Source organism: Stenotrophomonas sp. TWI587 (assembly GCF_039674145.1).
Lineage (GTDB): Bacteria > Pseudomonadota > Gammaproteobacteria > Xanthomonadales > Xanthomonadaceae > Stenotrophomonas > Stenotrophomonas maltophilia_AY.
Genome location: NZ_JBDJMW010000006.1, coordinates 179,161 through 202,899 on the forward strand (window position 1 = coordinate 179,161; position 23,739 = coordinate 202,899).

The 23,739-nt window shown below is 68.5% G+C and carries 16 protein-coding genes; all 16 read right to left on the minus strand.

Features of this window, described 5'->3' with window-relative positions; all coding sequences use genetic code 11:
• Nucleotides 1–168: 168 nt before the first annotated feature.
• The gene (gene pncB / locus ABE464_RS12090) at nucleotides 169–1,347 is read right to left on the minus strand and encodes a nicotinate phosphoribosyltransferase (RefSeq protein WP_346472147.1); all 1,179 of its coding nucleotides are present in this window, start codon (nucleotides 1,345–1,347) and stop codon (nucleotides 169–171) included.
• Nucleotides 1,348–1,458: 111 nt separating this feature from the next.
• Nucleotides 1,459–2,295 carry a glycosyltransferase family 2 protein gene (locus tag ABE464_RS12095; RefSeq protein ID WP_346472148.1) on the minus strand — a complete coding sequence of 279 codons (837 nt, stop codon included), beginning with the start codon at nucleotides 2,293–2,295 and terminating at the stop codon, nucleotides 1,459–1,461.
• Nucleotides 2,292–3,158: a glycosyltransferase gene (locus ABE464_RS12100; RefSeq protein WP_346472149.1), complete on the minus strand. Its 867-nt coding sequence runs from the start codon at nucleotides 3,156–3,158 to the stop codon at nucleotides 2,292–2,294. The genes ABE464_RS12095 and ABE464_RS12100 overlap by 4 nt, the downstream gene beginning before the upstream one ends.
• A 115-nt stretch (nucleotides 3,159–3,273) precedes the next feature.
• Complete coding sequence (gspD, locus tag ABE464_RS12105; RefSeq protein ID WP_346472150.1) at nucleotides 3,274–5,472, minus strand: type II secretion system secretin GspD; 2,199 nt, start codon at nucleotides 5,470–5,472, stop codon at nucleotides 3,274–3,276.
• Nucleotides 5,473–5,481: 9 nt separating this feature from the next.
• Nucleotides 5,482–6,270 (minus strand): hypothetical protein, encoded by a 789-nt coding sequence (locus ABE464_RS12110; RefSeq protein WP_346472151.1) that lies wholly within the window; start codon nucleotides 6,268–6,270, stop codon nucleotides 5,482–5,484.
• Nucleotides 6,260–7,003: a type II secretion system protein GspM gene (gene gspM, locus ABE464_RS12115; protein ID WP_346472225.1), complete on the minus strand. Its 744-nt coding sequence runs from the start codon at nucleotides 7,001–7,003 to the stop codon at nucleotides 6,260–6,262. Before gspM ends, ABE464_RS12110 begins: the two co-directional genes overlap by 11 nt.
• Nucleotides 6,972–8,120: a PilN domain-containing protein gene (locus tag ABE464_RS12120; protein ID WP_346472152.1), complete on the minus strand. Its 1,149-nt coding sequence runs from the start codon at nucleotides 8,118–8,120 to the stop codon at nucleotides 6,972–6,974. Before ABE464_RS12120 ends, gspM begins: the two co-directional genes overlap by 32 nt.
• Nucleotides 8,117–8,980 carry a type II secretion system minor pseudopilin GspK gene (locus ABE464_RS12125; RefSeq protein ID WP_346472153.1) on the minus strand — a complete coding sequence of 288 codons (864 nt, stop codon included), beginning with the start codon at nucleotides 8,978–8,980 and terminating at the stop codon, nucleotides 8,117–8,119. The genes ABE464_RS12120 and ABE464_RS12125 overlap by 4 nt, the downstream gene beginning before the upstream one ends.
• Nucleotides 8,977–9,615: a type II secretion system protein J gene (locus ABE464_RS12130; RefSeq protein ID WP_346472154.1), complete on the minus strand. Its 639-nt coding sequence runs from the start codon at nucleotides 9,613–9,615 to the stop codon at nucleotides 8,977–8,979. The genes ABE464_RS12125 and ABE464_RS12130 overlap by 4 nt, the downstream gene beginning before the upstream one ends.
• The gene (locus tag ABE464_RS12135; RefSeq protein ID WP_346472155.1) at nucleotides 9,612–10,028 is read right to left on the minus strand and encodes a prepilin-type N-terminal cleavage/methylation domain-containing protein; all 417 of its coding nucleotides are present in this window, start codon (nucleotides 10,026–10,028) and stop codon (nucleotides 9,612–9,614) included. The genes ABE464_RS12130 and ABE464_RS12135 overlap by 4 nt, the downstream gene beginning before the upstream one ends.
• Entirely contained in the window at nucleotides 10,025–10,444 is a 420-nt protein-coding gene (locus ABE464_RS12140) for a GspH/FimT family pseudopilin (protein WP_346472226.1), read from the minus strand. The genes ABE464_RS12135 and ABE464_RS12140 overlap by 4 nt, the downstream gene beginning before the upstream one ends.
• Nucleotides 10,445–10,534: 90 nt before the next feature.
• Nucleotides 10,535–10,966: a type II secretion system major pseudopilin GspG gene (gene gspG, locus ABE464_RS12145; protein WP_313209244.1), complete on the minus strand. Its 432-nt coding sequence runs from the start codon at nucleotides 10,964–10,966 to the stop codon at nucleotides 10,535–10,537.
• Nucleotides 10,967–11,015: 49 nt separating this feature from the next.
• Nucleotides 11,016–12,236, minus strand: a complete 1,221-nt coding sequence (locus tag ABE464_RS12150) for a type II secretion system F family protein (protein ID WP_346472156.1) — start codon at nucleotides 12,234–12,236, stop codon at nucleotides 11,016–11,018.
• A 37-nt stretch (nucleotides 12,237–12,273) separates the two neighbouring features.
• The gene (gspE, locus tag ABE464_RS12155; RefSeq protein ID WP_346472157.1) at nucleotides 12,274–14,001 is read right to left on the minus strand and encodes a type II secretion system ATPase GspE; all 1,728 of its coding nucleotides are present in this window, start codon (nucleotides 13,999–14,001) and stop codon (nucleotides 12,274–12,276) included.
• A 125-nt stretch (nucleotides 14,002–14,126) separates the two neighbouring features.
• Nucleotides 14,127–15,980, minus strand: coding sequence for a S8 family peptidase (locus tag ABE464_RS12160; RefSeq protein ID WP_346472159.1), 1,854 nt, complete (start codon nucleotides 15,978–15,980; stop codon nucleotides 14,127–14,129).
• A 157-nt stretch (nucleotides 15,981–16,137) separates the two neighbouring features.
• A complete protein-coding gene (locus tag ABE464_RS12165; protein ID WP_346472160.1) occupies nucleotides 16,138–23,727 on the minus strand; it encodes an ESPR-type extended signal peptide-containing protein in 7,590 nt (2,529 codons plus the stop codon).
• Nucleotides 23,728–23,739 lie beyond the last annotated feature (12 nt).

The following is a 23,739-nucleotide window of genomic DNA, read 5'->3' on the forward strand; positions in this document are numbered from 1 at the left end:
TCGATGTCGGTCAAAAGTGTGAACTGCGCCTCATATTATTGTGGCACATCTGGCTTTCCTGCATAGCGAGCGCGACGCGTCGCTTCCTGACGCGCAGCGTCACCTGCCCCGGCCGGGCTGAACGGAATCGTCGAACGGCCGGACGGGCGGGTTGCCCTGCCGTAGTGCTCAGCCCTCGGCGGGCAGCTCGAACACCTGGCGCAGGTAGGCCAGGTAGCCCGGGTCATCGCACATGCTCTTGCCCGGTGAATCACTCAGCTTGGCGACCGGCTGGCCATTGCAGCGGACCATCTTGATGACGATGTTGAGCGGGGTCGGGCCCAGATCATTGGTCAGGTGCGTGCCGACCCCGAAGGCCACCTGGCAGCGGCCGCGGAAGTAATCGAACAGCTGCATCACCTTTTCGATGTTCAGCCCGTCACTGAAGACCAGCACCTTGCTGCGTGGATCCACCCGGCGGCTTTCGAAGTGCGCCAGCATGCGGTCGCCCCAGCTGAAGGGATCACCGGAATCGTGGCGGACGCCATCGAACAGCTTGCAGAAGTACATGTCGAAGTCGCGCAGGAAGGCCTCTAGCCCGACCACATCCGACAGCGCGATACCGAGGTCGCCGCGGTACTCGCGCGCCCAGGATTCCAGCGCGGCCACCTGCGAATCGCGCAGCCGGGGCCCCAGCGCCTGGAAGGCCTGCAGGTACTCATGGGCCATCGTGCCGTGCGGGGTCATGCCGTACAGCCGGGCGAAGTGCACGTTGCTGGTACCCACGAACTGCGCACCCAGCGCATCGCGCAGCATCGGCAGCATCCGCCCATGCCACTCGCGCGAATACCGGCGGCGGCTGCCGTAGTCGGCGATCCGGCACAGCTCGAAGCCGGGGGTATCGCGCAGCAGCGCGGTCTTGGCCTGCAGGCGGCGCTCACCCTCGCTGAAATCCGAGTCGGTGGTGTTGCGGAACCAGACTTCGTTGATGATCGCCAGCAGCGGCACTTCGAACAGGATGGTGTGCAGCCACGGGCCGGTGATGTCCAGGTCGATCTCACCGGGAACGGTGGTCGACGGGCGCAGCGCGATGTATTTGCGGTCCAGGTGGAACAGGCCGAGGAAATCGGCAAAGTCCGGTTTGACGAAGCGCAGGCCGCGCACATAGTCCAGCTCTTCGGCACTGAAGCGCAGGCTGCACAGGTGATCGATCTCAGCGTTGATCTGGTCGATGAACTGCGCCAGGTCGATGCCGGGGGTCCGGCACTTGAACCGGTACTGCACCTGCGCGCCCGGGTGCTGATGCAGCACCGCCTGCATCATGGTGAACTTGTACAGGTCGGTGTCGAGCAGGGACTGGATGATCATGCCGACGATTATGCGCCTGACGTCGTGTACCGACCAACGACGGGCATCAGCCCAGGCAGTGAGCGTTCACGGCATCTGCCGGCCGCCATGGGGGAATCGCCGTCAAGGCACTTACCGGCGACGCAGCAGGCGCGGCACCTGCACCAGGGCATGCGCCCAGATCGCCCCCCACACCGCGCAGCGCACCGGAAAGGCACGTTGCGGCGCCTCGAACTTCCGGAAGTAACGCCACAGCCCGCGGTGCTTGTGCCACTCCACGAAGAACGGCCGCGAGCGGCTGGAGACACCGCGAACATGGGTGACCTGCAGGTCGTTGGCGATCGCGATGACCGCGCCGGCCTCGCGCGCGCGGCGGCACAGGTCCAGATCCTCGGCATGCAGGCGATAGCCGGCATCCCAGCCACCGATCCGGTCGAACAGGGCGCGCGGCATCAGCAGCAGCGCGCCGGACAGGGCTGGCACCCTCTGCAGCGGCTGGCCGTGGTCGGCCGGGATGGCCAGCTTGGCGCCCTGGCCGGGGTTGCGCAGCATCGCGGCGAAGTCCGGATCGCGGCGGCGCACCGCATCGTCTGGCCGGCCATCCTCATCGACCTGCTCGACCCCCAGCAGGCAGTCGCCGAGCGGCAGCGCGCGTTCGCGCAGCAGGGCCAGAGTCTCGGGGCCAACCATCAGGTCCGGGTTGATGAAGGCCAGCCACGGCGCCTGGCTGTCGGCCACGCCCTGGTTGTTGGCCGCAGCGAAGCCGGGGTTGTCCGGGTTGGCGATGAAGCGCACCCGCGGATCGGCGCTGGCATGGCGCTGCACGATCTCCAGGGTGCCATCCGTGGAGTCGTTGTCGACCACGCGGATCTCGGCGATGTCGCGCGCCTCGCGCAGGCGCAGCAGGCAGGCGTCAAGCGTGCTGGCGCTCTGGTAGCTGACGATGATGGCGGCGATGGCAGGGCTCAAACGGGCGACTCCGGGGCGGCAATGACAGGCGGCGCGAACAGATCGCCCTGCGCCTTGGGCATTATCGCCTGCCGATGATGCTGCTGCAGGTCGTGGCGTGCCTGTTGCAGTGGATCGGCCATCAGGAAACCCGCCAAGCGCGGGGGCCAGGCAGGCCAGCGTGTCGCCAGTGCGTCCATGTCGCCCTCGCCGGTCAGGCCTTCGGCAACCCGGGCGACGAAGGCGGTCTCGCACAGCGCGTTGCGCCAGCCGAGGCCGGCCATGCGCAGACTGAGGTCGATCAGCGCTGCGTTCCACGACGCGTAGCTGTGCATGTCCAGCCCGCCAGCCTTGCGCCGGGCATTGCCGCGCAACAACACAGCGTGGGTCACCGCCGAGGGCAGTTCGGGATGCAGCGGCGGCATCGCCGCGCAGGCCTGGGCCAACGGCGCCAGATCCAGATCGTCCGGCAGCGGATTGATCTCGCCCAGGCGCGGCCAGGCGGTCGTCTCACCGGCATTGCACCACGGGGTGGTCGAGCCGATCGAGGCATCGCGGGCCAGACAGGCCTCCATCTGCTGCAGCCAGCCCGGTGCGGGGATCGCATCGGGGGCAAGCACCACGACGTCGGCGCCGGTACACGCTGCAAGCATTTCATCCAGATGCGCGACTTCGCCGATCGCCCGGGCGCGGCGGGTGTACTCGGCCTGCAGTGGGGTCTGTGCGAGCCAGTGCTCGATCACGGCCTGGGCACGCGGCCCGGCCTGGCCATCGTCGGCCAGCCAGATCGCCGTTCCCGGCGCGGTACCGGCATCGAGCGCAGCCAGGCAGCGGTCCAGCGCGGCATCGTCGACCCCGATCGGCAGCAGGATGACCGTGCTCATGCGGACCTCTGCGTGCTGCCGTCTTCGCCGTGTCGCTGTCTCATCGCGGGCTCCCCTGGGCGCGGCCAGCGTAGCAAGATCGGCCCCCGCGGTGACAGCGCGGGCCCGGCATCGCTCAGCGCTTGGCCTTGGGCTCGGGGAACGGCTCCATCGCTCGGAAACGGCTGCTGTACTCGTCGGTCAGGTTCCGCGACTCCTGCGCGTTGCGCACGATGGTCGGGGTCAGCAGCACGATCACCTCGGAGCGCTCGGATTTCTGCGTCTTCCTGCCGAACAGCGCACCGACCACCGGCAACCTGCTCAGGCCGGGCACGCCACTGGACCCCTGGTCGGCGGAATCAGTGATAAGGCCCGCGAGCATGATGGTGTCGCCACTCTGCACCGCCGCTTCGGTGGAGATCTTGCGGGTATTGATCGGCGGGTTGCAGGTGGTGCGGGTCGGGTCGCAGCCGCTCGGGACGGCGCCGGCCGAGCTGACCTCCTGCACGATGTCCAGGAACACCACGCCATCGCGGGTGATGCGCGGGCGTACCTTGAGAATCACGCCGGTATCCAGGTACTGCACCTGGCTGTAGGTGTTGTCCCCGCCCACGCCGGTATTGACCGACACCGAGTTGATCGGAATCTGCGTACCCACGTTGAGCGTGGCTTCGGCGTTGTTGCGCACGAACAGCGACGGGGTCTGCAGCAGGCGCAGGTTGCTGACCTTGTCCAGCGCGCTGACCACGGCGGCCGCGTTCTTGCCGAGGAAGGTCCAGCCGACACTGTCACCACCCACCGTCCCGGAAATGCTGCCCCAGATCGAACGGCCGAGTGCGCTGGGCAGGTCGATGCCGCTCTCGGTCTTGCCGGTGGCCACGGCCTGCTCGAAGAACCAGTTCACGCCGTAGCTGAGGTCACCGGTCAGCGCGACCTCGGCCACCTGCGCTTCGATGTGGACCTGCATCGGCATCACGTCGAGCTTTTCGATCACCTCGCGGATCGAGCGCCAGGCCTGCGGGGTGGAGCGCACCAGCAACGTATTGGTTTCTTCTACCGCCGATACACCGACGGTATCGCCCTGCACTTCCAGGCTGAAGCTGGCGTTGCCGGACTGGCGCTGGGGCAGGCTCATCGTGCCTTCGCCCAGCCCACCACGGCTGCTGCCATTGCTGCTGCCGGTGTTGGAAAAATTATTGTTGTTGCTGTTGCCGTCGCGGCTGCCGATGTCCATCGGCGACGCGCCTGGCGCCAGCGAGCTGCTGCCGCGACCGCTGCGGCCATTTTCGTTGGCGAAGGCCTCGGCCAGGCGCTCGGCCAGGTCCTTGGCCTTGACGTAGCGCAGCTCGTAGGAGAACAGCCGCGCGTTGCCACCGGCGGTATCGATGCGGTCCAGCCACTGCTGGATCTGGTCGAGGTAGCGCGCCTGCGGGGTGATGACCAGCACGGCGTTGGCGTTCTCCAGGGGCAGGAAACGGAACATGCCGGCGCTGGGCGTCTTGCTCTCCTCACCGAATACCTTCTCCAGATCGGCGGCGACCTGTTCCGCCTTGCCCGACTGGATCGGGAACACGCCCACGGACATGCCCGAGAGCCAGTCCACGTCGAAGATTTCCACCGTGCGCAGGTAGTTCTCCAGTTCGCTGCGGGTGCCGCCCAGGGTGATCACGTTGCGACCGTTGTCGACATTGACGATCGCGTTCGGGCGCGCGTACGGCTCCAGCACTTTCTTCATCTCGGTGGCCGAGATGTACTGCAGTGGCACCACGCGCACTTCAAAGCCGCGCGCGTTGGCCGGCGAAGCGGTGCTCGGCGAGACCGTACCGGCCAGCGCCTGGTCGGCGGCCACGATGTTGTAGCGGCCCGCGCTGTAGACCATGCGCGCGTTGTTCCAGCCCAGCACCATTTCCAGCAGGTTCAAGGCCTGCGCCGAGGACACCGGCTTGGGTGTGGCCAGGGTCACGGTGCCCTGCACGCCCGGCGCGATCACGTAGTTCTGCCCGAGGAAGTCGCCCAGGATCGCCTTGACCACCGCATGCACCGATTCGCCTTCGAAATTGAAGGTGGCGTTGCCGGTGGAGGCATTGCCCAGCGAGGGCTGCGGCGCTGCGGCGGCGCTGCGGTTGATCATGGTGCCGGTGCCACGGCGGATCACGGCTTGTGGGGCGCCGGTGCCAGCCAACGGTTCGGCATCGACCCCGTCCCGGGATCCATCACCGGCGACCACCTGATGACGGTCGAGCACCGCATCGCGGCGTACCTCCGGCGCGGGCACGGTGGTGCAGCCCACCAACAGGGCGACAAGGAAAGACACGGGGAAAAGGCGCAGGGTCATGCTGTCACTCTAAGGGTTGTGGCCGGAGCCGCCCGCGGGCGGTTTCTGCGACTGCTGTTGCTGTTGCTGCTGCAATTGCTGGCGGCGCGCCTGGATGCGCTCGCGGATCGCCTTCATCTGGTCTTCGCTGGGGCCCTGCGCGCTCTGTGCGGGGCCCGACGCGTTCGAGGGCGTACCTGCCTGCGGCGCAGGCGGGGCGGCCGGTGGTGGTGCGGGCATGGGTGCCGCCGTGCCGTTGATCGGCCGGGCACCGGTACCGGCCGGCGGAACGCTGGTGAGCGGTGTGCTGCCCAGCACCGTCGGCGGTTCACCGCCCTGCCCGTTGAACACCGGCAGTTCCAGCGTCTGGGTACCGCCCGGCCCGCTGACGGTGGCACGGCGCGGTTCCAGCGCCAGCAGCTGCCAGCCGTTCACCGCTTCACCGTTCAAGCGCAACCGCAGCGACTGACGTTGGTCGGTGGTCAGGATCGCCATGCCGAAGCCGGGCGTGAGCAGCACGCCGGTCAGCGCGACGCTGCTCGCGGTGCCCTGCTCGGTGCCGCCAAGCAGATACGGGCGCGGTTGCCGGTCTTCGGCGAACAGCGGCCGCGCGCCGATCTGCGCGTAGGTGCTGGCCGAGGCCATCCGCTCGGGCGCGGCCGGCGCCAGCTGCGGCAACGGCCCGGGCCCGACATCACCCTCGGTTGCCGGGGCGATGCGGCTGCCCAGCCCGAACAGCGTGGCGATCCAGATCGCCAGTGCCCACAGCGCGATGCCGCCCAGCCACCAGGTGCGCAGACCGGCTGCTTCAAGCTTCATGCTCGACCTCCTCGGCAGCATCCGGCTCGGGCGCCGGTTCGGCCGCGTCGACCGGCGTTGCCGCGCCCGGGTCGGCAGCCTGCTCGGCCGGCAGCGGGAGCGGTGCCTGATCCGGTGCCGCCGCACCGGACGCCAGCGCGGCGCCTGGGCGCAGATAGCCGACCAGCTCGAAGGACACGTCCAGGCCGGTGCCGGTTTCGCCGGGCGATTGCTGGAAGCGCTGCGCGAGCAGATTGAGGTTGTCCACGAACAGGCGAGGGCTGCCGGTCTCCAGCGTGTGCAGCACCGCCGCCATTTCCGGCACGCCACAGCGCAGGCGCACCTGCAGGGCCACGCGTGGGAATGCCGGTTCGCGACTCGCATCGGGCAGCGGCGTGCGATTGCTGATGGTGCAGCTGCGGTTGCCCGGACTGGCCGAGGCCACCGCGTCCTGCAGGCGGCTGGACAGCGCGGCAGCCGCCGATTCGGCGGTCGCCTCGCGCAGGAAGCCGGGGCGACCCTCAAGGGCTGTCTGCACGTCTCGCAGCTGGGTGGCGATCTGGCCGCGCTGCGCCAGCTGTGCCTGCACCCGCTGCTGGCGCTCCTGCACGGCGGCGATGTCGGCCTTGATCGCCAGCAGCGGACGGGTCAACCACGGATGCACCAGCAGCAGGTAGGCCACGGTGATCACCGCCAGCAGCAGACCCAGTGCCAGCCAGCGATCACGGCGCGTCGGTTGTGCTGCCATCGGCAACCTCCTTCGCATTCGGCGTCGCGCCGGGCAGCGGCTGCAGTTCGGCCGTCAGCGTGAACCGGTCGCGGCCACTGGTCGCCCCATCGGCCTGCAGCACACCGGTCAGGTTCACCTTGCGCCACAGCGGCGAGTCCTGCAGCAGCGGTACCAGCTGCGAGGCTTCGCGGCTGAGCCCGATCAGCTGCAGCGAGGTGCCTTCGATCGACATTTTTTCCAGATACGTTCCATCCGGCAGCAGGCGGGTAAGTTCATTCCAGATCTCCACCGTACTGGCGTGCTCGGCACGCTTGCCCTCGAGGAACGCGGCGCCCTCGACCAGGCTCTGAAGCTGTTGCCGCTCGGCGGCGACCTGGCGTGCGTCACGCGCGGCGGTATCGACCTGCTCGCGCAGCGCATCCGCCGCCGACCGCCGATTCTCAAGCACCTGATGCCCGGCCAGCGCGAGCAACACCACCGCGCTGATCGCCAGGATCCAGTTCCAGCGTGCCATGGGATCGCGATACGGCTGACGCTGTGCGACCGGCAGCAGATTGACGTCCAGTGGCTGTCCATCGGCGTCGACGGCATCCACGCCGGCCACAGCCTGGGCCCATGGCCCGGCCTGCTGTGCCCAGTGCTCCAGTTGCTGGCGCGGGATCACCACCAGTTCCACCTGCAGCTGGCCATCCGGCAACGCACCCAGATCACGCACGTCATAGCTGACCTGGCTGGCATCGAACGGGGTTTGCCGATCGATTTCGAAACCGACCACATCGCGCAGTCGCTCGGCGGCCGCCGCCGGCAACCGCAGCGGGCGACGCAACACGCTGCCGGCCGGCAGCAGCCAATGCCGCGGCAGGCTGCGCAGGCGTGCATCCAACAGGTTGTCCAGCGCGGCCGGCGACACCGGCCAGGGCAGTTCGGCAATCGCCTCGAGCTGTTCACCGGTCTGGCGCTGAACGTGCAGCACCTCACCGTCGCGCTCGAGCAGCAGCCGTGAGCGTGACCAGCCCATCGCCCATTGCCAACGCACCGGCAGCCAGGCCAGCAAGGATTGCCGCCACCAGCGCAGGCTGCTGCCCACGCCAGGCGACAAACGCCCGCGGGCCCGCACCAGACTGTCACGCCATGCCGTCATCTTGCTGCCATTCCCTGTTCCCAGCGAAGTACTGTGTATGCCGCTCCCGGCGTGCCTGCCGAGCCCATCCTCACCACGGCGCGCAGTACCGATATCCGGCCGCGTTCGTCCGTGGCGCGACTCTCGATACTATAGGTGCCACTGCCACCTGCAAGCGGTGCGACCGGTAATCCTGCGTCATCTGCGGCTGCGGCACGCTCGCGCTCGGCCAGCAGACGCTCCGCATCCAGTCCCAGCGCGGTCAGTACCGGACCGGCGGCAAAGCGCGGGTCAGGCCGCGCCTGGCGGCTGTACAGGGTCAGCATCGGCTCGATCCGCGCATACAGCCCCGCCTCCATGCCGAGCACGCGCTGCAGCTCGCCCACCGTCTCAAAGCGCGCGTTGCGTGCGCCATACGGCAGGCCCGCGGCGACGTAATCGGGCGTCTCGGCGCCACCTCCGGGCTGCTTGAGGCTGTCGGCATCGCGCCAGTCGACGATGGCACCGGCCAGCTGCTGGGCGCGGCCGGGCTCTTCCCCCATCGCGCGCAGGAACGCGGTGAGGAAGTTGGCATCGGCCAGGTTCAGATTCACTTTGCCGTTCTCATCGAGGATCGCCAGATCGATCCGGCGTTCGTCGAAGGTCCAGCGGTAGCGGCGGCCGTCGGCCACCCAGGCCGGCTGGCTGGCACGCGGCTGCAAACGATGCAGGGCGTATTCCAGGCCCGCGCGCGCGTACTCCTGGCCGATGGCATCGTCGCCGATCACCCGCTGCTGCATGTGCTCCACGCGTGCGCTCAGCGCGAATGCGCCGATCACCGCCGTGAGCAGGGCGATCAACCACAGCACCAGCACCAGCGCCGCACCGCGCGCGCGCCTCATGGGCGATCTCCGCGTGGCGGCGGCAATGCCGCGATCATCGGCGGCCACGCTGGCCCCTGCAGCGGGATGATCTCGATCGAGACCAGCAGTGGCAGCCGGCGGGTATCGTCCCAGCGGTCCAGCCAGTCGGTCATCTGGCCAGTGCGCGGATCGGTGCCGCGGTAGCGGAAGCGGACCTCGCGCAGTTGGTCGGCCAGCATCTCCGGTGGTCGTGGCGGATCTTCTTCAATCGCTTCACCGTTCTGCAGCAGGGTCAGACCTACCTCCAACTGTTCTTCCCCACCCGCGCGACGGACCTGCAGCTCGTGCGCATAGGGCCCCCCGCGGCCCAGGTAGCCCGGCAGATCGGAGACGAACAGCATCCGCTGCGGCTCGCCGACGAAATACACCGGGTCGCGGGTGGGATCGGGGGGCGAGGTGGCAATGACCAATGCGGTTGACAGTCGACGGCGCAGGAAGCCCTCGACCGCGCGCATGCGTTCGTTCTGGGCGGCCATGCGCTCACCGCGCTGGCTGATCGCCATCGCCGAGCGCACGGTGGCGAAGGCCAGTGCCAGCCCGCCCACCAGCAGCGCGGTAGCCAGCAGGATCTCGATCAGCGTGAAGCCGCCGGCGCGGCGTGGGCGCAGCGTCATCGCGGTGCGCCCGGTACCGGCGGCAACAAGCGCAGGCTGCGCCACTGCAACTGCTCGCCATTGCCTTCGCCCCAGCGCACCTGCAGCGTGATCTGCGCCAGGGTGGGGCCGCCGACGTCGGTGGTCGCCGGTGCGGTGGTGGTACGCGGCCCCGCGTAAGGCTCCACCTGCAATCGCCAGCGGTACTTGCCCTGCTCCCACTCGCCCTGGGTGTTGCCTTCCTGCAGCGGCGTTTCCACCCCGGTACTGGCCAGCAGCGACTGCGCATACAGCGTGGCCCGGCTGCGCACATCGGCCTGGCCCACCTGGCGCGCCGCACCGGACAGACTGCCCAGCAGCAGCGTCAACGCCAACGCCAGCAGCGCGAAGGCGATGATCACCTCCAGCAGCGAATAGCCACGCTGGCGCCTCATCGGCCCTCCCGGCGCGGGCCCGCACGGACTTCACCGGTGATCCAGCCGACGTGGATTTCCCACACTGCGCCGCGCGTGCTCAGGTCGATGCTGCCGCCACTGGCCGCGCCGTCGGCGAAGAAGGCGATGCTGCCCTGCCCCGGTGCGGTGCTGAGCTGGCTCGCCCCGCGGAACTGCACATCCAGCGCGGCCGGAAGCTGCCCGTGACGACCATTCGCCGCCTGCCAGGTTCGCGCACGCGGGTCGATCACGAAGCGCTGGGTCTGGCCGGTGGCAATGGCCTGGGTACGCGTGTAGCGCAGCTGGGTGGCGATTTCCTTGCCGGCGTTGCGCAGGCGCATGCCATCGATGCCGCCGTTCATCGCGGTGGCGGTCACCACACCGATGATGGCGATCAGAGCGACCACCAGCAGCATCTCCAGCAGCGACAGACCGCGTGCATGGGTGCCCGCGGGCACGCGATGCGGCGGTCTGCTCGGCACGGGCCACAGCGCTCCCAATGCCGATTACTCGTACCGGATGTCCGCGTCGTAGCTGCTGCCACCTACCTTTCCGTCCTTGCCCAGGCTGATCAGGTCATACGGCTGGCTTTCGCCCGGCACGCGGTACTCCAGCGCGTGGCCCCACGGATCGTTGAGGTCGGCCGGCTTGGCATACGGGCCGAGCCAGCCCGCGCTGCCGCTGGGCTGGGTCACCAGATCATCCAGCTTGGCCGGCAGCTTGCCGGTGTCCAGCTGGTAGTTGTCGATCTTGCCGGCCATGGTCTGCACCTGCGCCTTGGCGATGTTGGCCTTGCCGCGGTCGGCGCCGCCGAGCACACGGCTGCCGACCAGGGTCAGCACCGCGCCGATCAGCACGATCACGATGATGATTTCCAGCAGGCTCATGCCGGACTGGTGGCGCGCGGAAGAGAAGCGGGTCAGGCGACGACGTTGCATATGGCAGGCTCCTTGCATCGAAAACATCGGGGTGTTCACCAGCGGCCGGTCAGCCGATGGCATTGGTCAGGTCGTACAGCGGCACCAGCACGGCCACGATCACCAGGCCGACCACCGAGGCCAGCACCAGGGTGATCACCGGCACCAGCGCCGACAGCAACCGGTCGATCGCCCGCGCGCTTTCCTGCTCGAACGTATCGGCGGCCTTTAGCAGCATCGTATCCAGCGCGCCGGATTCCTCGCCGACCTGGATCATCTGCAGCGCCAGGCGTGGGAAACGCTTGCCGCGCGACAGCGACGCCGACAGGCCGTTGCCGTTCTTCACCTCGTCACTGGCTGCATCGACATCCGCAGCCAGCGCGCGGTTGCTGAGCACGTTGCGGGCGATGCCCAGGCCGGACAATAGCGGCACGCCGTTGCGCAGCAAGGTGCCCAAGGTACGGGCCAAGCGCGCGGTTTCCAGCTTGGCCAACAGCGAGCCGATGCCCTTGCGCTGCAGCAGCCAGCCATCGACGGCCAGGCGCGTGGTCGGTTGCCGCAGCCGCCGTTCCACCACCAGCGCGATCACCGCCGGCACCACGATCATGACGATCCAGCCTTCGCGCACGACCAGGCCGGCGGTGAGCACCCACTGGGTGAACCACGGCAGGGCGACGTCCAGGCTTTCGTACATCAGCGCGAACTGCGGCACCACGTAACCGAGCAGGAACAGCAGCGCGCCGCCGACCACCGCCAGCAGGATCGCCGGGTAGATCAGCGCGTTGATGACGCGCCCTTTCAGCTCAGCGCTGCGCTCCAGGTAATCCGACAACCGCTGCAGGGTGTCATGCAGGCTGCCCCCGGCTTCACCGGCGCGCACCATGTTGATGTACAGCCGCGAGAACAGGCCGTGCTGGCGTTCCAGCGCGGTGGAAAGCGGCGCGCCGCCGCGCACGATGTCGCGGATGTCGGTGACCACCCGGCGCGTGCGCTCGTCTTCGGGCAGCTCGAGCAGGATGCTCAGCGCGCGGTCCAGCGGCTGCCCCGCACCCAGCAGCGTCGCCAGCTGCTGGGTGAACTGCACCAGCCCGCCGCCGTCGAACGGTTTGCGGCGCAGCAGTGCCGCCCAGGACGAGGCACCGGCCACGCCCTCGCTGGCCAACCGCGCTTCCATCGGCATGTGCCCTTGGTCCTGCAGGCGCGCCGCCACCTCGGCTTCGCTGGCCGCCTCCATCTGCCCGTCGAACAGCTCGCCATGCGCGTTGAGCGCCTTGTAGCGGTACTGGGCCATGCTCAGCCGCCCACCCGGTACCGACCGTGCGCGCGCATCAGGAATCCTCCGTCACGCGCAGCACTTCTTCCAGCGTGGTGTAGCCCTGCAGCGCTTTGGACAAGCCATCTTCGTACATGGTGCGCATGCCGGCCGCACGCGCGATCTGTTCGATCTCGCCCATCCCGGCGCGCCGCATCACCGCACTGCGCAGCGCATCGTTCATCACCAGGAACTCGACGATGGTGGTCCGGCCGAGATACCCCGTGGGCGCGATCGCCGAGGGCTGCGCGCGGTACAGGAAGATCTCGCCTTCCGGCTGCAGCCGGCGCAGCCCGAACTTCTCGATCTCCTCCGGCGAGGCGGGATAGCGCTGTGCATGCTGCGGCTCCAGCCGGCGCACCAGACGCTGGGCGAGGATGCCGTTGATGGTGGAGGTCAGCAGATAGTCCTCCACGCCCATGTCCAGCAGGCGGGTGATGCCACCGGCGGCGTTGTTGGTGTGCAGTGTGGAGAGCACCAGATGACCGGTGAGCGCAGACTGGATCGCGATGCGCGCGGTTTCCAGATCGCGCATTTCGCCAATCATGATGATGTCCGGATCCTGGCGCACGATGCTGCGCAGCGCATTGGCGAAATCCAGCCCGATCTGCGGCTTGGCCTGGATCTGGTTGATGCCTTCGATCTGGTACTCGACCGGGTCTTCGACGGTTATGATCTTCACGTCGGCGGTGTTGAGCTGGCTCAGCGCCGTGTACAGCGTGGTGGTCTTGCCCGAGCCGGTGGGGCCGGTGACCAGCAGGATGCCGTGCGGCTGCTCCAGCACCTTGCGGAACTGCGGCAGGAATGCCTCGGTGAAACCCAGCCGATGGAAATCGAACACCACCGTATCGCGGTCGAGCAGGCGCATCACCACGCTTTCGCCGTGCGCGGTCGGCACGCTGCTCACGCGCAGGTCCAGCTCCTTGCCCTGCACGCGCAGCATGATGCGGCCGTCCTGCGGCAGGCGGCGTTCGGCGATGTTGAGCCGCGCCATGATCTTGATGCGGCTGATCACCGCCGCGGTGAGATTGACCGGCGGGCTTTCGCCTTCGATCAACACACCGTCCACGCGGTAACGCACCTTCAGGCGGTTTTCGAACGGCTCGATATGGATATCCGAGGCGCGCAGTTCCACTGCCCGCTGGATGATGAGATTGACCAGGCGGATGACCGGCGCTTCGGAGGCCAGATCACGCAGGTGTTCGATGTCATCGACCGCAGCACCTTCGCCATCGGCGGTTTCGATGATCGCGCCCATCGCGCTGCGGCCCTGACCGAACCAGCGCTCGATCAGATCATCGATCTCCGAACGCAGGCCCACGTGAAGGCGTACCGGCAGCCCCATCGCGAGCTGCACCGCGTCGGCCGTGTACGGGTCCTGCGGATCGGACAGCCACAGATCCAGCGCATCGTCGTGCAGCGCCAGCGGACAGACGTGGAATTGTTTGAGGAAGCGCAACGTCAGCGGCAGCCCCTCGAGCAGCGCCTCAGGCGGCGACTCCGCTACGCCCTTGGCCTCCAGCAGCGGCAGGCCGAGCACCTCGGCGCAGGTCTGCGCGTGGTCGCGCTCGGAGACCAGCCCCAGGCGCACCAGCAGGCCCAGCAGGCTGCCGCCGGACTCACGATGCAACGGACGTGCCCGGGCCAGGTCGCTGTCCTTGAGCCGACCTTTCTCCAGCAATACCCCGACGATGCGGGATTCGGCAGTGGATTCTGCAGTGGGATCCTGGGCAACCGCGTTCAAGAACATTCTCCTGGCAACCGCTGCGACTTTAGCAGTTCACTGCGATGCTACGCGGGTTTGCGCGCGCTCCAGATGCAAAAACGGGAGCCCGTCACATGACGGACTCCCGTTGGGTTTTACCTGTCTTACTGGTTGGCGAGGATGCTCACACCGCTGAACGCGGACTCGCCGACCACCTTGATGTAATACGTACCGGCAACCGGCGCGGTAAAGCGCACGGTTTCACTGTTGCCCGGACGCGTGGACTTGGCGTCGAACGCTGTCGCGGTCGGCTCCTTGCCCTGGCTCACATACACCGACACATTGCCGCTGCCGCCGTAGGTGAGCAGGCTCAGCACCTTGCCGGCCTGCGCCTCGAAGCTGTACAGCACTTCGCTGCCACCCGCACCGCTCAGGCCACCGACGGCGACCTTGTTGGTCAGCGGCGTGGCCACCGGCCCGCAGTTCTCGGTGCACTCTGCTTCCAGCGCTTTATCCAGGGCGGCCTTGGCATCGACGATGCCGGTGCCGATCGGGGTGGCGGTCGGGATGGTCACCGGGAAGGCCCGGGCGGTCTGCTTGAGCAGCGCTTCCAGTGCAGCCGGGGTGAGCGGATCCTTGCCGGCCGCGGCCACCGCGCCCTGCACCAGTGCTGCCACCGCCGCCACGTGCGGGGAGGCCATCGAGGTACCGGCCATGCCCATGTAGCTGTAGGCACCCGAGGTCGGCGTGGTCAGGCCGTTGTAGCCGGACTGCCACACATAACCACCCGGATTGCCGTCCACGCTGCCACCGCCGCCAGGACCGGACAGATCCACCGCCGTGCCGAAGTTGGAGTAGTAGGCGATGCCACCGGTGATGCGGGTCGCACCAACGGCCACTACGTTGGCGCAGCTGGCCGGACGGAAGTTGGCTGCGTTGGAGGCCGAGTTGCCGGCCGCGACCACGACGGTGGTACCGCGCGACACGGCGCCATTGATGGCGTCCTGGTACAGCGCATCACACGCGCCGCCGCCGCCCAGGCTCATGTTGATGACCTCGGCCGGATTGGCATTGGCCGGCACACCGGCCACCGTGCCACCGGAGGCCCAGGTGATCGCGTCGGCGATGTCGGACAGGTAGCCACCGCACTTGCCGAGCACGCGCACCGGCAGCACGCGCGCCTTGTAGGCGACACCGGCCATGCCGACGCCGTTGTTGGTGGACTCGGCGATCGTGCCGGCCACATGGGTGCCGTGCCAGGAGCTGTCATCGGCCAGCGAACCGGCATAGCACTCGTTGTCGTTCTCTACCCAATCGCCGTAATCCAGCGCACCCGGGACGCGCTCATCGGTCGGGCGGCGCGACGTTTCCGCATCGCTGATGAAGTCGTAACCGGCCAGCAGATTGCCGGAGAAATCCGGATGCTGCGGCAGGATGCCGGTATCGAGCACCGCCACCACCACACCCTCGCCCTGGGCGATGTCCCACGCGGCCGGCGCGTTGATGCCGCCGGTGGCACTGTTCAGATGCCACTGGTACTGCGCGTAGTACGGATCGTTCGGCACCAGCTGCGGGGTGGCGTCACGCGGGCGCACATCGGTGCGCTGCAGTTTCACGTCCACTTCGGCGTACTGCACGGAGGGATCGGCCTTGATCTCGGCCAGCACCTTCTGCAGTTCGGCCGGGCTCAAGCGGCCCTGCAGGCGGATCAGATCGGCACCGACACCGAGTTTGCGCACGATCTGCGGGTTCACCGCACTGGCACGGCCCGCGGCGGAGCCACCGACACTGGCGCGGGCGACCGCCGACTGCACGGCCGTCAGCTTGGCCGAACGATCCGTGGCCGCAGCCGTGCCCGTGCGGTACTTGACGATGATGCGCTCTGCGCCCTGGGCGGCAGCCGGCTGGCGCACCGGCTCCTTGGCCGGCAGGCCCGCTGCATAGGCGCTGGCGCCTGCGGACAACGACAGCACGGCGGCTGCCAGCACATTGATGCGAAGGTTCTGCTTACTGGTCACGTTGACGTCCTCTTCAAGGTCATGGATCAAACGACTGTTCAGGCCAACACTCCATGCGAGCTCCCTGGCCGGCCCTGGCCAGGGTTCCCGTGACCCGCCCCCTCAGGCCTTGCATTGCGTTGCAGCGGGGCCGTGCACGGCCCCGCGTTGAAGCGGCTTACCAGCCAAAGCCGGCGCCCACGCCGACCGAGCTGTCATCACTGCTGAAGGCACCGCCCAGCGTCACCGTGGCGCGCTCGCTGAGTGCACGCTGGTAGCCCAGCGACAGTGCCGATTCGCCGCCCTGGAAACCGACGCCGACACCGACGCGGTTCTGGGTGCGTACCCCGGCTGCGCTGGTGGCCATGTTGAGCATCGCCGCGCTCATCGCACCCTGGCGGTCGATGCGACGGTCCTGGTGACGCAGGCGCTGGTCGATCTCGCCCTTGTAGATGTCGAAGCTGTCGGCCATCGAGGTGAAGCGCTGGTCGGTGTAGCTGTTGGCAGTGGCGATGCCCCCGTCCAGCTGGCCCTTGTTGACCGCATCGGTGGCCTGCGTACCGGCGGCGACGTTGGCGACCTGGCGTTCATTGCCAACGCTGCCGACCGACACCGTATCGGCCCGATCAGCGACCGAACCCTGCCCCAGTGCGACCGAGTTGGCGGCCGATGCGGTCGCACCCTGGCCGATCGCCGTGGCCGATGCGCCGCTGGCGACCGCACCGTCCCCCATCACCACCGCATTGACGGCGGCAGGTGCGGCGGCCGGCGCGTTGATCGGCTGACTGCTGCCGACACTGGCAGCGGTCGGCGCACCTTGCACGTTGGCGACGGCGGTGTCGTTGGCGGCGCTGATGACGCTGGCCTCCTGCACAGTGTTGGTGTCCGCTGCGACGCTGGCAGTCGCCAGCGAGGCAGTCCGTGCACGTGCACTGCCACTGCTGCCACCGGCAACACGCTGATCAAGGTCGCTGACCTTGCGGTCCAACGCACCCAGTGCATCGCCTACGTTGCTGTACGTCGCGCCCTGGATCACATAGTTCGGCGCGACGAACACGCCCTGCATGCCGACGCTGGCCCCGCCACCGAGGAAGGTGGCGACATCGGTCAGCGACTGGAACAACTGCCCACCGTTGATCGCCTGGCGGCTGCCGGACGCGATCGAACCGCTGCCAACGTTATCCAGAGTGGTGCCCTGCAGACCCGACAAGGTCACTGTGTCGCGGCTGCTGTCGTCGTAGGTCAGCGCATTGGCGGTGACGTTCTCGACCGAGCCGATGCGGGTGTCGATATCACCGACCTGCGTCTCCACCGCCCCCACACGCTGGTTGGTAGTGTTGAGCTGGCCACCGGTGACGGCATCGGTGCTGCCTGCGGCGATGCGACCGGCACCGACGTTGACGATGCGGCGCGTGGCCGGACCATCGGTACCGTTGCCACCACCGACCGAGACGACATTGGCTTCGACGGCACGAGACCCTGCACCGAGTGCCACGGCGTTGGCACCGGAGACGCCCGCCGCCGACCCGATCGCGATGCTGTTGGCCCCGTTGCTGGCGAATGCGCCGTTGCCGATCGCAACGCCGTTGGTGGCATTGGTCGAGGCCTGGCGGCCCAGCACCGTGCTGTTGGCACCGCGTGCCGAGGCATCAGCGCCGACGGCCGTGGCACCGGCAGCCGAGGCGACGGCCGCAGTACCCAGTGCACTGCTGCGGGTTGCGCTGGCGGTAGCACCGGAACCGGCGGCGAGCGCATCGCTGCCGCTGGCCGTCGCCACGCCGCTGCCGCTGGCCTGGAAGTGCTTGCCGACCGCATCGGCGGTGGCGGCGACCGAATCGAGCTGCGACTTGGTGACTGCATCGCTGGCATTGACCGCCTCACCCACGTTGGTGATGCGGCGCGTGGCCGGACCGGTCGTGCCGTTGCCACCACCGACCGAGACCACATTGGCCTCGCTGGTACGTGCACCGGCGCCGAGCGCAACGCTGCCTGCGCCACTGGCCGACGAGCTGGTACCCACGGCCGTGGCATTGATGCCGCTGTAGGCATAGCTGTCCTGACCGATGGCCGTCGCGCCCTGCGAGGTCGCCCAGGCCAGCTGCCCCACTGCCGTGGTGCGTGCGGCGGTGGCCCAGGCATTGGAGCCGGCGGCGACGCTGTTGTCGCCCGTGGCCTGCGATGCGTAACCGATCGCATTGGCGTAGCTGCCCGAGGCAGTGCTGCCCCAGCCGAGGGCGGACGCGTAGTCACCACTGGCCTCTGCCCCGTAACCCAGCGCCGTGGTGCGTGCACCACTGGCTGCGCTGAAGGTGCCGACGGCCGTGCTGTAGTCACTACCGGCCTCGGCGCTGTAGCCGAAGGCCGACGACTGCAGCCCCGCTGCGGTGGACCCGGCACCGGTGGCGGTACTGAAGCTGCCCTCGGCCTGTGCGCCGGCGCCGAGTGCAGTGGAACCGACGCCATTGGCGCTGGTGGCCTGGTCGAGCAGCACGTTGCCATTGTCATCTTCGTAGTACAGCGCACCACCGATCGCCGTGGCCGAATCCGCCGTCGCGGAGGCATTGAAGCCGGATGCGGAGGCATTGCGGCCGGCGGCCAGCGCGCCGCTGCCGTAAGCCGAGGCCCCGGTGCCGAACGCGTTGGCGGCCTCGCCCGCCGCAGTGGCGTACGCCCCATCGACGTAGCTGCCGACGTCATCGCCATTGCCGCTGCCCGACGCCTGGAAGTACCGGCTGGTGGTTTCGGCCACATCGGCGACTGCATTGAGCTGATCCACGTTCACCGCATCGGTACCTTCGGTACCCGCGGCGACGTTGGTGATCTGGCGTTGGGCGGTGGCCGTGCCGACCGAGACGGAATTGTCACGGTCCGCGGTAGAACCGGCACCGAGGGCAACACTGTTCACGCCTTCCGCGCTGGCACTGGCGCCCAGGGCGGTGGCATTGCCTGCATCGGCCCACGAGTTCCAGCCGATCGCGGTGGCGTAGTCATCAGTCGCCCAGGCGCCTGCACCGAAGGCGGAGGCACCGGTGCCCGAGGCACGCGATGGCAGCAGACCGTAGAAGGTCGTGCCACCGATGGCCACGCTCTCATCGCCGGTGGCTTCGGAGTATTCACCGACCGCCACCGCACCCGAGCCGGACGCGGTGGATGCTGCACCCACTGCGACGGCGTAGGCGTTGGAGGCCACCGCGCCATAGCCCAGCGCGGAGGACAGCTGGCCCGTCGCCTCGCTGTAGCTGCCAAAGGCCGAGGCACCGGCTTCGGACGCACTGGCGCGGAAACCATTGGCGGTGGCCTGTTGGCCTGCCGCCGTGGACTGGCTGCCGGTAGCCGTGGCATACGCGCCGCCGGCCTGCGCACCGGCACCCGTGGCGCTGGCGCCGATCTCGCTGGCGCTGGCGCCGTTGCCGATGGCCACGCTGTCTTCGCCGGTGGCCTGCGCATCGCTGCCCAGTGCCGCGGCACCGTCAGCGCTCGCCAGGGCGTTGAAGCCAACGGCGGTGGCATTGTCGGCAATGGCGGTGGCACCGCTGCCAAGCGCGCTGGCGCCGTTGCCGATGGCATTGGATGCCTCACCGGCAGCCAGCGCATTGTCACCTTCCACGTAGGCACCGGCGTCGCTGTCATCACTGCCGCTGGCCTGGAAGTACTTGCTGGTCGTCGCGGCCGCATCGGCCACTGCATTCAACTGATTCACGTTCACCGCATCGGTGCCGTCGGTACCGGCGGCGACGTTGGTGATCTGCCGCTGTGCATCGGCACTGCCGACCGAAACGCTGTCATCGCGATCAGCGATCGAGTCCGCACCGAGCGCTACGCTGTTCGCACCGCTGGAGGTGGCCGCATTGCCGAGCGCGGTGCTGTTCACGCCCGGTGACCATGCACCGCCGCCGACAGCCGTGGAGTAATTGCCCGAGGCTTCAGTAGGCAGCAGGCCGAACAGCGCACCGCCGACAGCGACGCTGTTCGTACCGCTGGCCAGGCTGCCCTGGCCGGTCGCGGTGCTGTAGGCACCGGAGGCCTCGGCATCGCCGCCGACCGCCACGCTGTTGGAGCCGGTCGCCTGGGCGAAGCTGCCCAGTGCGGTCGCGTTGAAGGCCGAGGCCACCGCATAACCACCGATCGCAGTGGTGTAACTGGCGGTCGCTTCGGAGGCGAACCCGTAACCGGCCGAAAGGGTGCCGCTGACCACGCTTTCCGCACCCACCGCGGTCGCGCCATCGCCGCTGGCACTGCTGAAGTAGCCCAGAGCCACGGATTCTTCACCGGCCGCGTCAGACAGCGCGCCACCGGCCAGACTGCCGGCGCCGGAGGCGACGCTGGCCGCACCCGTCGCGGTGCTCTGCTCACCCGACGCCAGGCTTTCCGCACCGGTCGCCGTTGCGTATTCGGCGGTCGACTGCGCGTTGGCGCCCGTTGCGGTGGCGTTGGCGCCGCTGGCAACGGCATTGAAGCCGACCGCACTGGCGTTGTCGGCCAAGGCGAAGGCGCCGCTGCCAATGGCCGATGCACCCGTGCCTGCCGCGAAGCTGCTCGAACCGACGGCGGTGGCGTAATCGCCCTCCGTAGCCGCGTTTGCACCGGCGGCCACACTTTCCTCGCCCCCGGCGACGGCAACCCCCTCGCCGCTGGCCTGGAACTGATCCGTCGCTGCGGTCAGCTGATCCAGATTGACGGCATCGCTGCCCTCGGTCCCGGCGGCAACCTGGGTGATCTGGCGCTGCCGGCCATCGTTGCCGACCGAGACGGTGTAGGCACGGTCGGCAATCGACCCGGCGCCAAGCGCCACGGTGTTGGACGCACTGGCATTGCTGCCCGCACCGATGCCGATCGCGCTTTCACCGCCGGCCACCACGTTCGTGCCGATGGCGATGCTGTTGATGCTGTTGCCAAGCGCCTGGAAACCGACCGCGACACTGTTGTCACCGTAGCTGAAGGCGCCGCGACCGAGCGCGGTGGAACTGCTGCCGCGCGCCCAGCTGTTGTAGCCGATCGACGTGGCGCCGGTGCCACTGGCCCAGGCCGACTGACCGACGGCGGTGGCGTTGGCTTCGGTCGCCCATGCACTGGAACCGAACGCGGTGGCGCCATCGGCGGTGGCCCAGGCATACGCGCCGGTCGCCGTGGTTTCTTCACCGCTGGCGAGGGCATTGTCGCCCTGCGCCACGCTGTAGTCGCCGGTCGCACGCGCCTTGTAGCCGCTGGCCAGGCTGTTGCTGCCGGTTGCCTGCGCGCCACTGCCGAACGCATTGCTGGTGGTGCCCGTCGCCTGTGCGCCAGCACCGACGGCCACGCTGTCCGGCGCCGCAGTGGCACCGATCAGGATCGCATTGCCCTGGTCATCGATCAGCGGCTGGTTGTACTCGTCATACGCCTGGCCGAGGCCACCAATGGCGACACTGCCGTTGCCGGTGGCGCTGCTGTTGCGGCCCAAGGCCACCGTGTCATCCCCGACCGCCGTCGCACCACCGCCCACGGCGGTTGCGCCGGCGCCCAGCGCATTGCTCGCTTCACCGGCTGCCAATGCATCCTCGCCGTCGGCGAACGCTCCGACCGCACCGCTGGCCGCACCGTTGGCCTTGAATTGCGCGGAGGTTGCCGATGCCGACGTCGCGACCGCATCGAGCTGCGCTTTGTTGACCGCATCAGTGGCTTCGGTACCCGCGGCGACGCTGGTAATCTGGCGCTCGTTGCCAACGTCACCCACCGAGACCGTGTTGGCACGGGTGGCGGTGGAATTGGCGCCCAAGGCGACACTGTTGGCGCCGCGTGCGGCGCTGTAGAAACCGACCGCCGTGCTCAGCTCACCGCTGGCCCAGGTTTCCGCGCCGAGCGCCGTGGCACCTTCGCCCGGCGCGTAGGCGAAGTAGCCCACTGCCGTGGCTTCCGTGCCGGAAGCTTCGCTCAACGTGCCGTTGGCCACGGCGTAATCGCCACTGGCGATCGCGCCGGCACCGACCGCAGTGGCGGCTTCGCCACTGGCCTGGGTCTGCACGAAGAAGCCCAGACCTGGGAGCAGATCCGCCGGACCACCGATGGCGGTACTGCTGTTGCCGGTCGCCAGGCTCTGCGTACCGACCGCCGTGGAATAGTCGCCGGTGGCATTGGAGACCGCGCCGAACGCCGACGCCTGTGCACCCGAGGCATAGGCACCTACGCCGTACGACGACGACGCGAAGCCTGCGGCTTCCGCACTCGCGCCGACCGCCGTGCCACCAACACCGGCGCTGGTTGCACCGGTATCGACCGGCACGCCGCCGTTGGTGATCAGCGGGTTGCCATCGGCATCGACTGCTGCACCGCCGACCGCCACGCTGCCCGGACCATTGGCCTGCGCATTGGTGCCGAAGGCCGCACTGTTCTGACCGGTGGCGCTGGCGTTGTAGCCGACGGCCGTCGCGTTCTGCGCGGTGACCGTGGCGCCGCTGCCGAGCGCGGTCGCGCCGTCGGCCAGCGCGTTGGACGCCTCGCCGATCGCGGTCGCGTTATCGCCTGCTGCAAACGCACCGGCATCGCTGTCGCTGCTGCCGGTGGCCTGGAAATACGTGTCCGTGTTGGCGGCAACCGCGCCAACCGCGTCGAGCTGCGCCTTGTTCACCGCATCGCTGTCTTTGGTGCCATCGGCAAGGTTGGTGATCTGGCGACGCAGGCCGTTTTCCGCGTTGCCGACAGATACCGTGTCGACGCGATCCGCATACGATCCGGCACCGAGTGCCACGCTGCCCACCGCGACGGCCGCCGAGTTCGCGCCGAGCGTTGCGCTGAAATCCGCGACCGCAACGCTGAACGCGCCGACCGCCACGGAGGCCTCACCGGCACTGGCCGCTCCACGGCCCAGCGAGGTACTGCCCGGCCCGATGGCCAGTGCACCACCGCCGATCGCGGTCGCGCCATCGGCGCTGGCTTCTGCCAGACCGCCAATCGCGGTGGCGGCGCCGTTTTCACTGGCTGCCACGGCGGAAGCACCGAGGGCGACATCGCCCAGACCGAATGCCGCCGCGCTCTGGCCGAGCGCGATGCTGGCATCACCGAAGGCCATGCTGCCCTGACCGAATGAACTCGCCCCAAGGCCAACCGCGAGTGCCTGGTTGCCGACGGCAGTGGTGGCATTGCCGATCGCCTGGCTGCTGTTGCCCAGTGCCGTTGCGCCGTCGCCATCGGCGTTGGCGCTGGCACCTGCGGCCAGTGCACCCTCGCCATCGATCGTCGCCGCATCGGCGCCGGTGCCGTCACCATCGGCCTTGAAATAGCGGGTCGCGCCTTCGGCAGCGACCGCCACCTTGTCCAGCTGTGCCTTGTTCACCGCATCCGTCGCAGCGGTACCGGCCGCCACGTTGGTGACCTGGCGCTCCTTGCCGGCATCACCGACGGACACCGTGTTGGCGCGGTTGGTCTTCGAGCCGGCGCCGAGCGCCACGCTGTTGGCGCCCGAGGCGGTGCTGTTGCTGCCGATCGCCACCGCATTGGTGCCCGAAGCCGTGGCGTTGCCATCGACCACGCAGCTGTCGACGATGTTGCTGTTGAGCACCAGGCAGTTGGCATTGCCGCCGACCTCCACCGACTGCGCGTAAGCGGTCTGCGACGCGCCTGCCGCGCCTAATCCGAGCGTCAACGCGATGGCGGCCGAGAGCAGTGCACTGCTGCGTCCGCCAGCAGTTCGGCGTTGATCGATGACGACACCCGAGGACTGGCTGCTGGCCAATTCCGAGGCGACGACCATCTGCCCCAATGCTTTGTTCCAGACCTTGCGATAAATCCGATTCATCGATGCGGCTCC

Coding starts and splice junctions, on each gene's coding strand:
- ABE464_RS12135 (WP_346472155.1), bottom strand. CDS start 10,028: ATGAGGCGCCAGCGTGGCTATTCGCTGCTGGAGGTGATCATCGCCTTC.
- ABE464_RS12130 (WP_346472154.1), bottom strand. CDS start 9,615: ATGACGCTGCGCCCACGCCGCGCCGGCGGCTTCACGCTGATCGAGATC.
- ABE464_RS12125 (WP_346472153.1), bottom strand. CDS start 8,980: ATGAGGCGCGCGCGCGGTGCGGCGCTGGTGCTGGTGCTGTGGTTGATC.
- gspD (WP_346472150.1), bottom strand. CDS start 5,472: ATGACCCTGCGCCTTTTCCCCGTGTCTTTCCTTGTCGCCCTGTTGGTG.
- gspG (WP_313209244.1), bottom strand. CDS start 10,966: ATGCAACGTCGTCGCCTGACCCGCTTCTCTTCCGCGCGCCACCAGTCC.
- ABE464_RS12140 (WP_346472226.1), bottom strand. CDS start 10,444: ATGCTGCTGGTGGTCGCTCTGATCGCCATCATCGGTGTGGTGACCGCC.
- pncB (WP_346472147.1), bottom strand. CDS start 1,347: ATGATCATCCAGTCCCTGCTCGACACCGACCTGTACAAGTTCACCATG.
- ABE464_RS12100 (WP_346472149.1), bottom strand. CDS start 3,158: ATGAGCACGGTCATCCTGCTGCCGATCGGGGTCGACGATGCCGCGCTG.
- ABE464_RS12110 (WP_346472151.1), bottom strand. CDS start 6,270: ATGAAGCTTGAAGCAGCCGGTCTGCGCACCTGGTGGCTGGGCGGCATC.
- ABE464_RS12150 (WP_346472156.1), bottom strand. CDS start 12,236: ATGGCCCAGTACCGCTACAAGGCGCTCAACGCGCATGGCGAGCTGTTC.
- ABE464_RS12120 (WP_346472152.1), bottom strand. CDS start 8,120: ATGACGGCATGGCGTGACAGTCTGGTGCGGGCCCGCGGGCGTTTGTCG.
- ABE464_RS12165 (WP_346472160.1), bottom strand. CDS start 23,727: ATGAATCGGATTTATCGCAAGGTCTGGAACAAAGCATTGGGGCAGATG.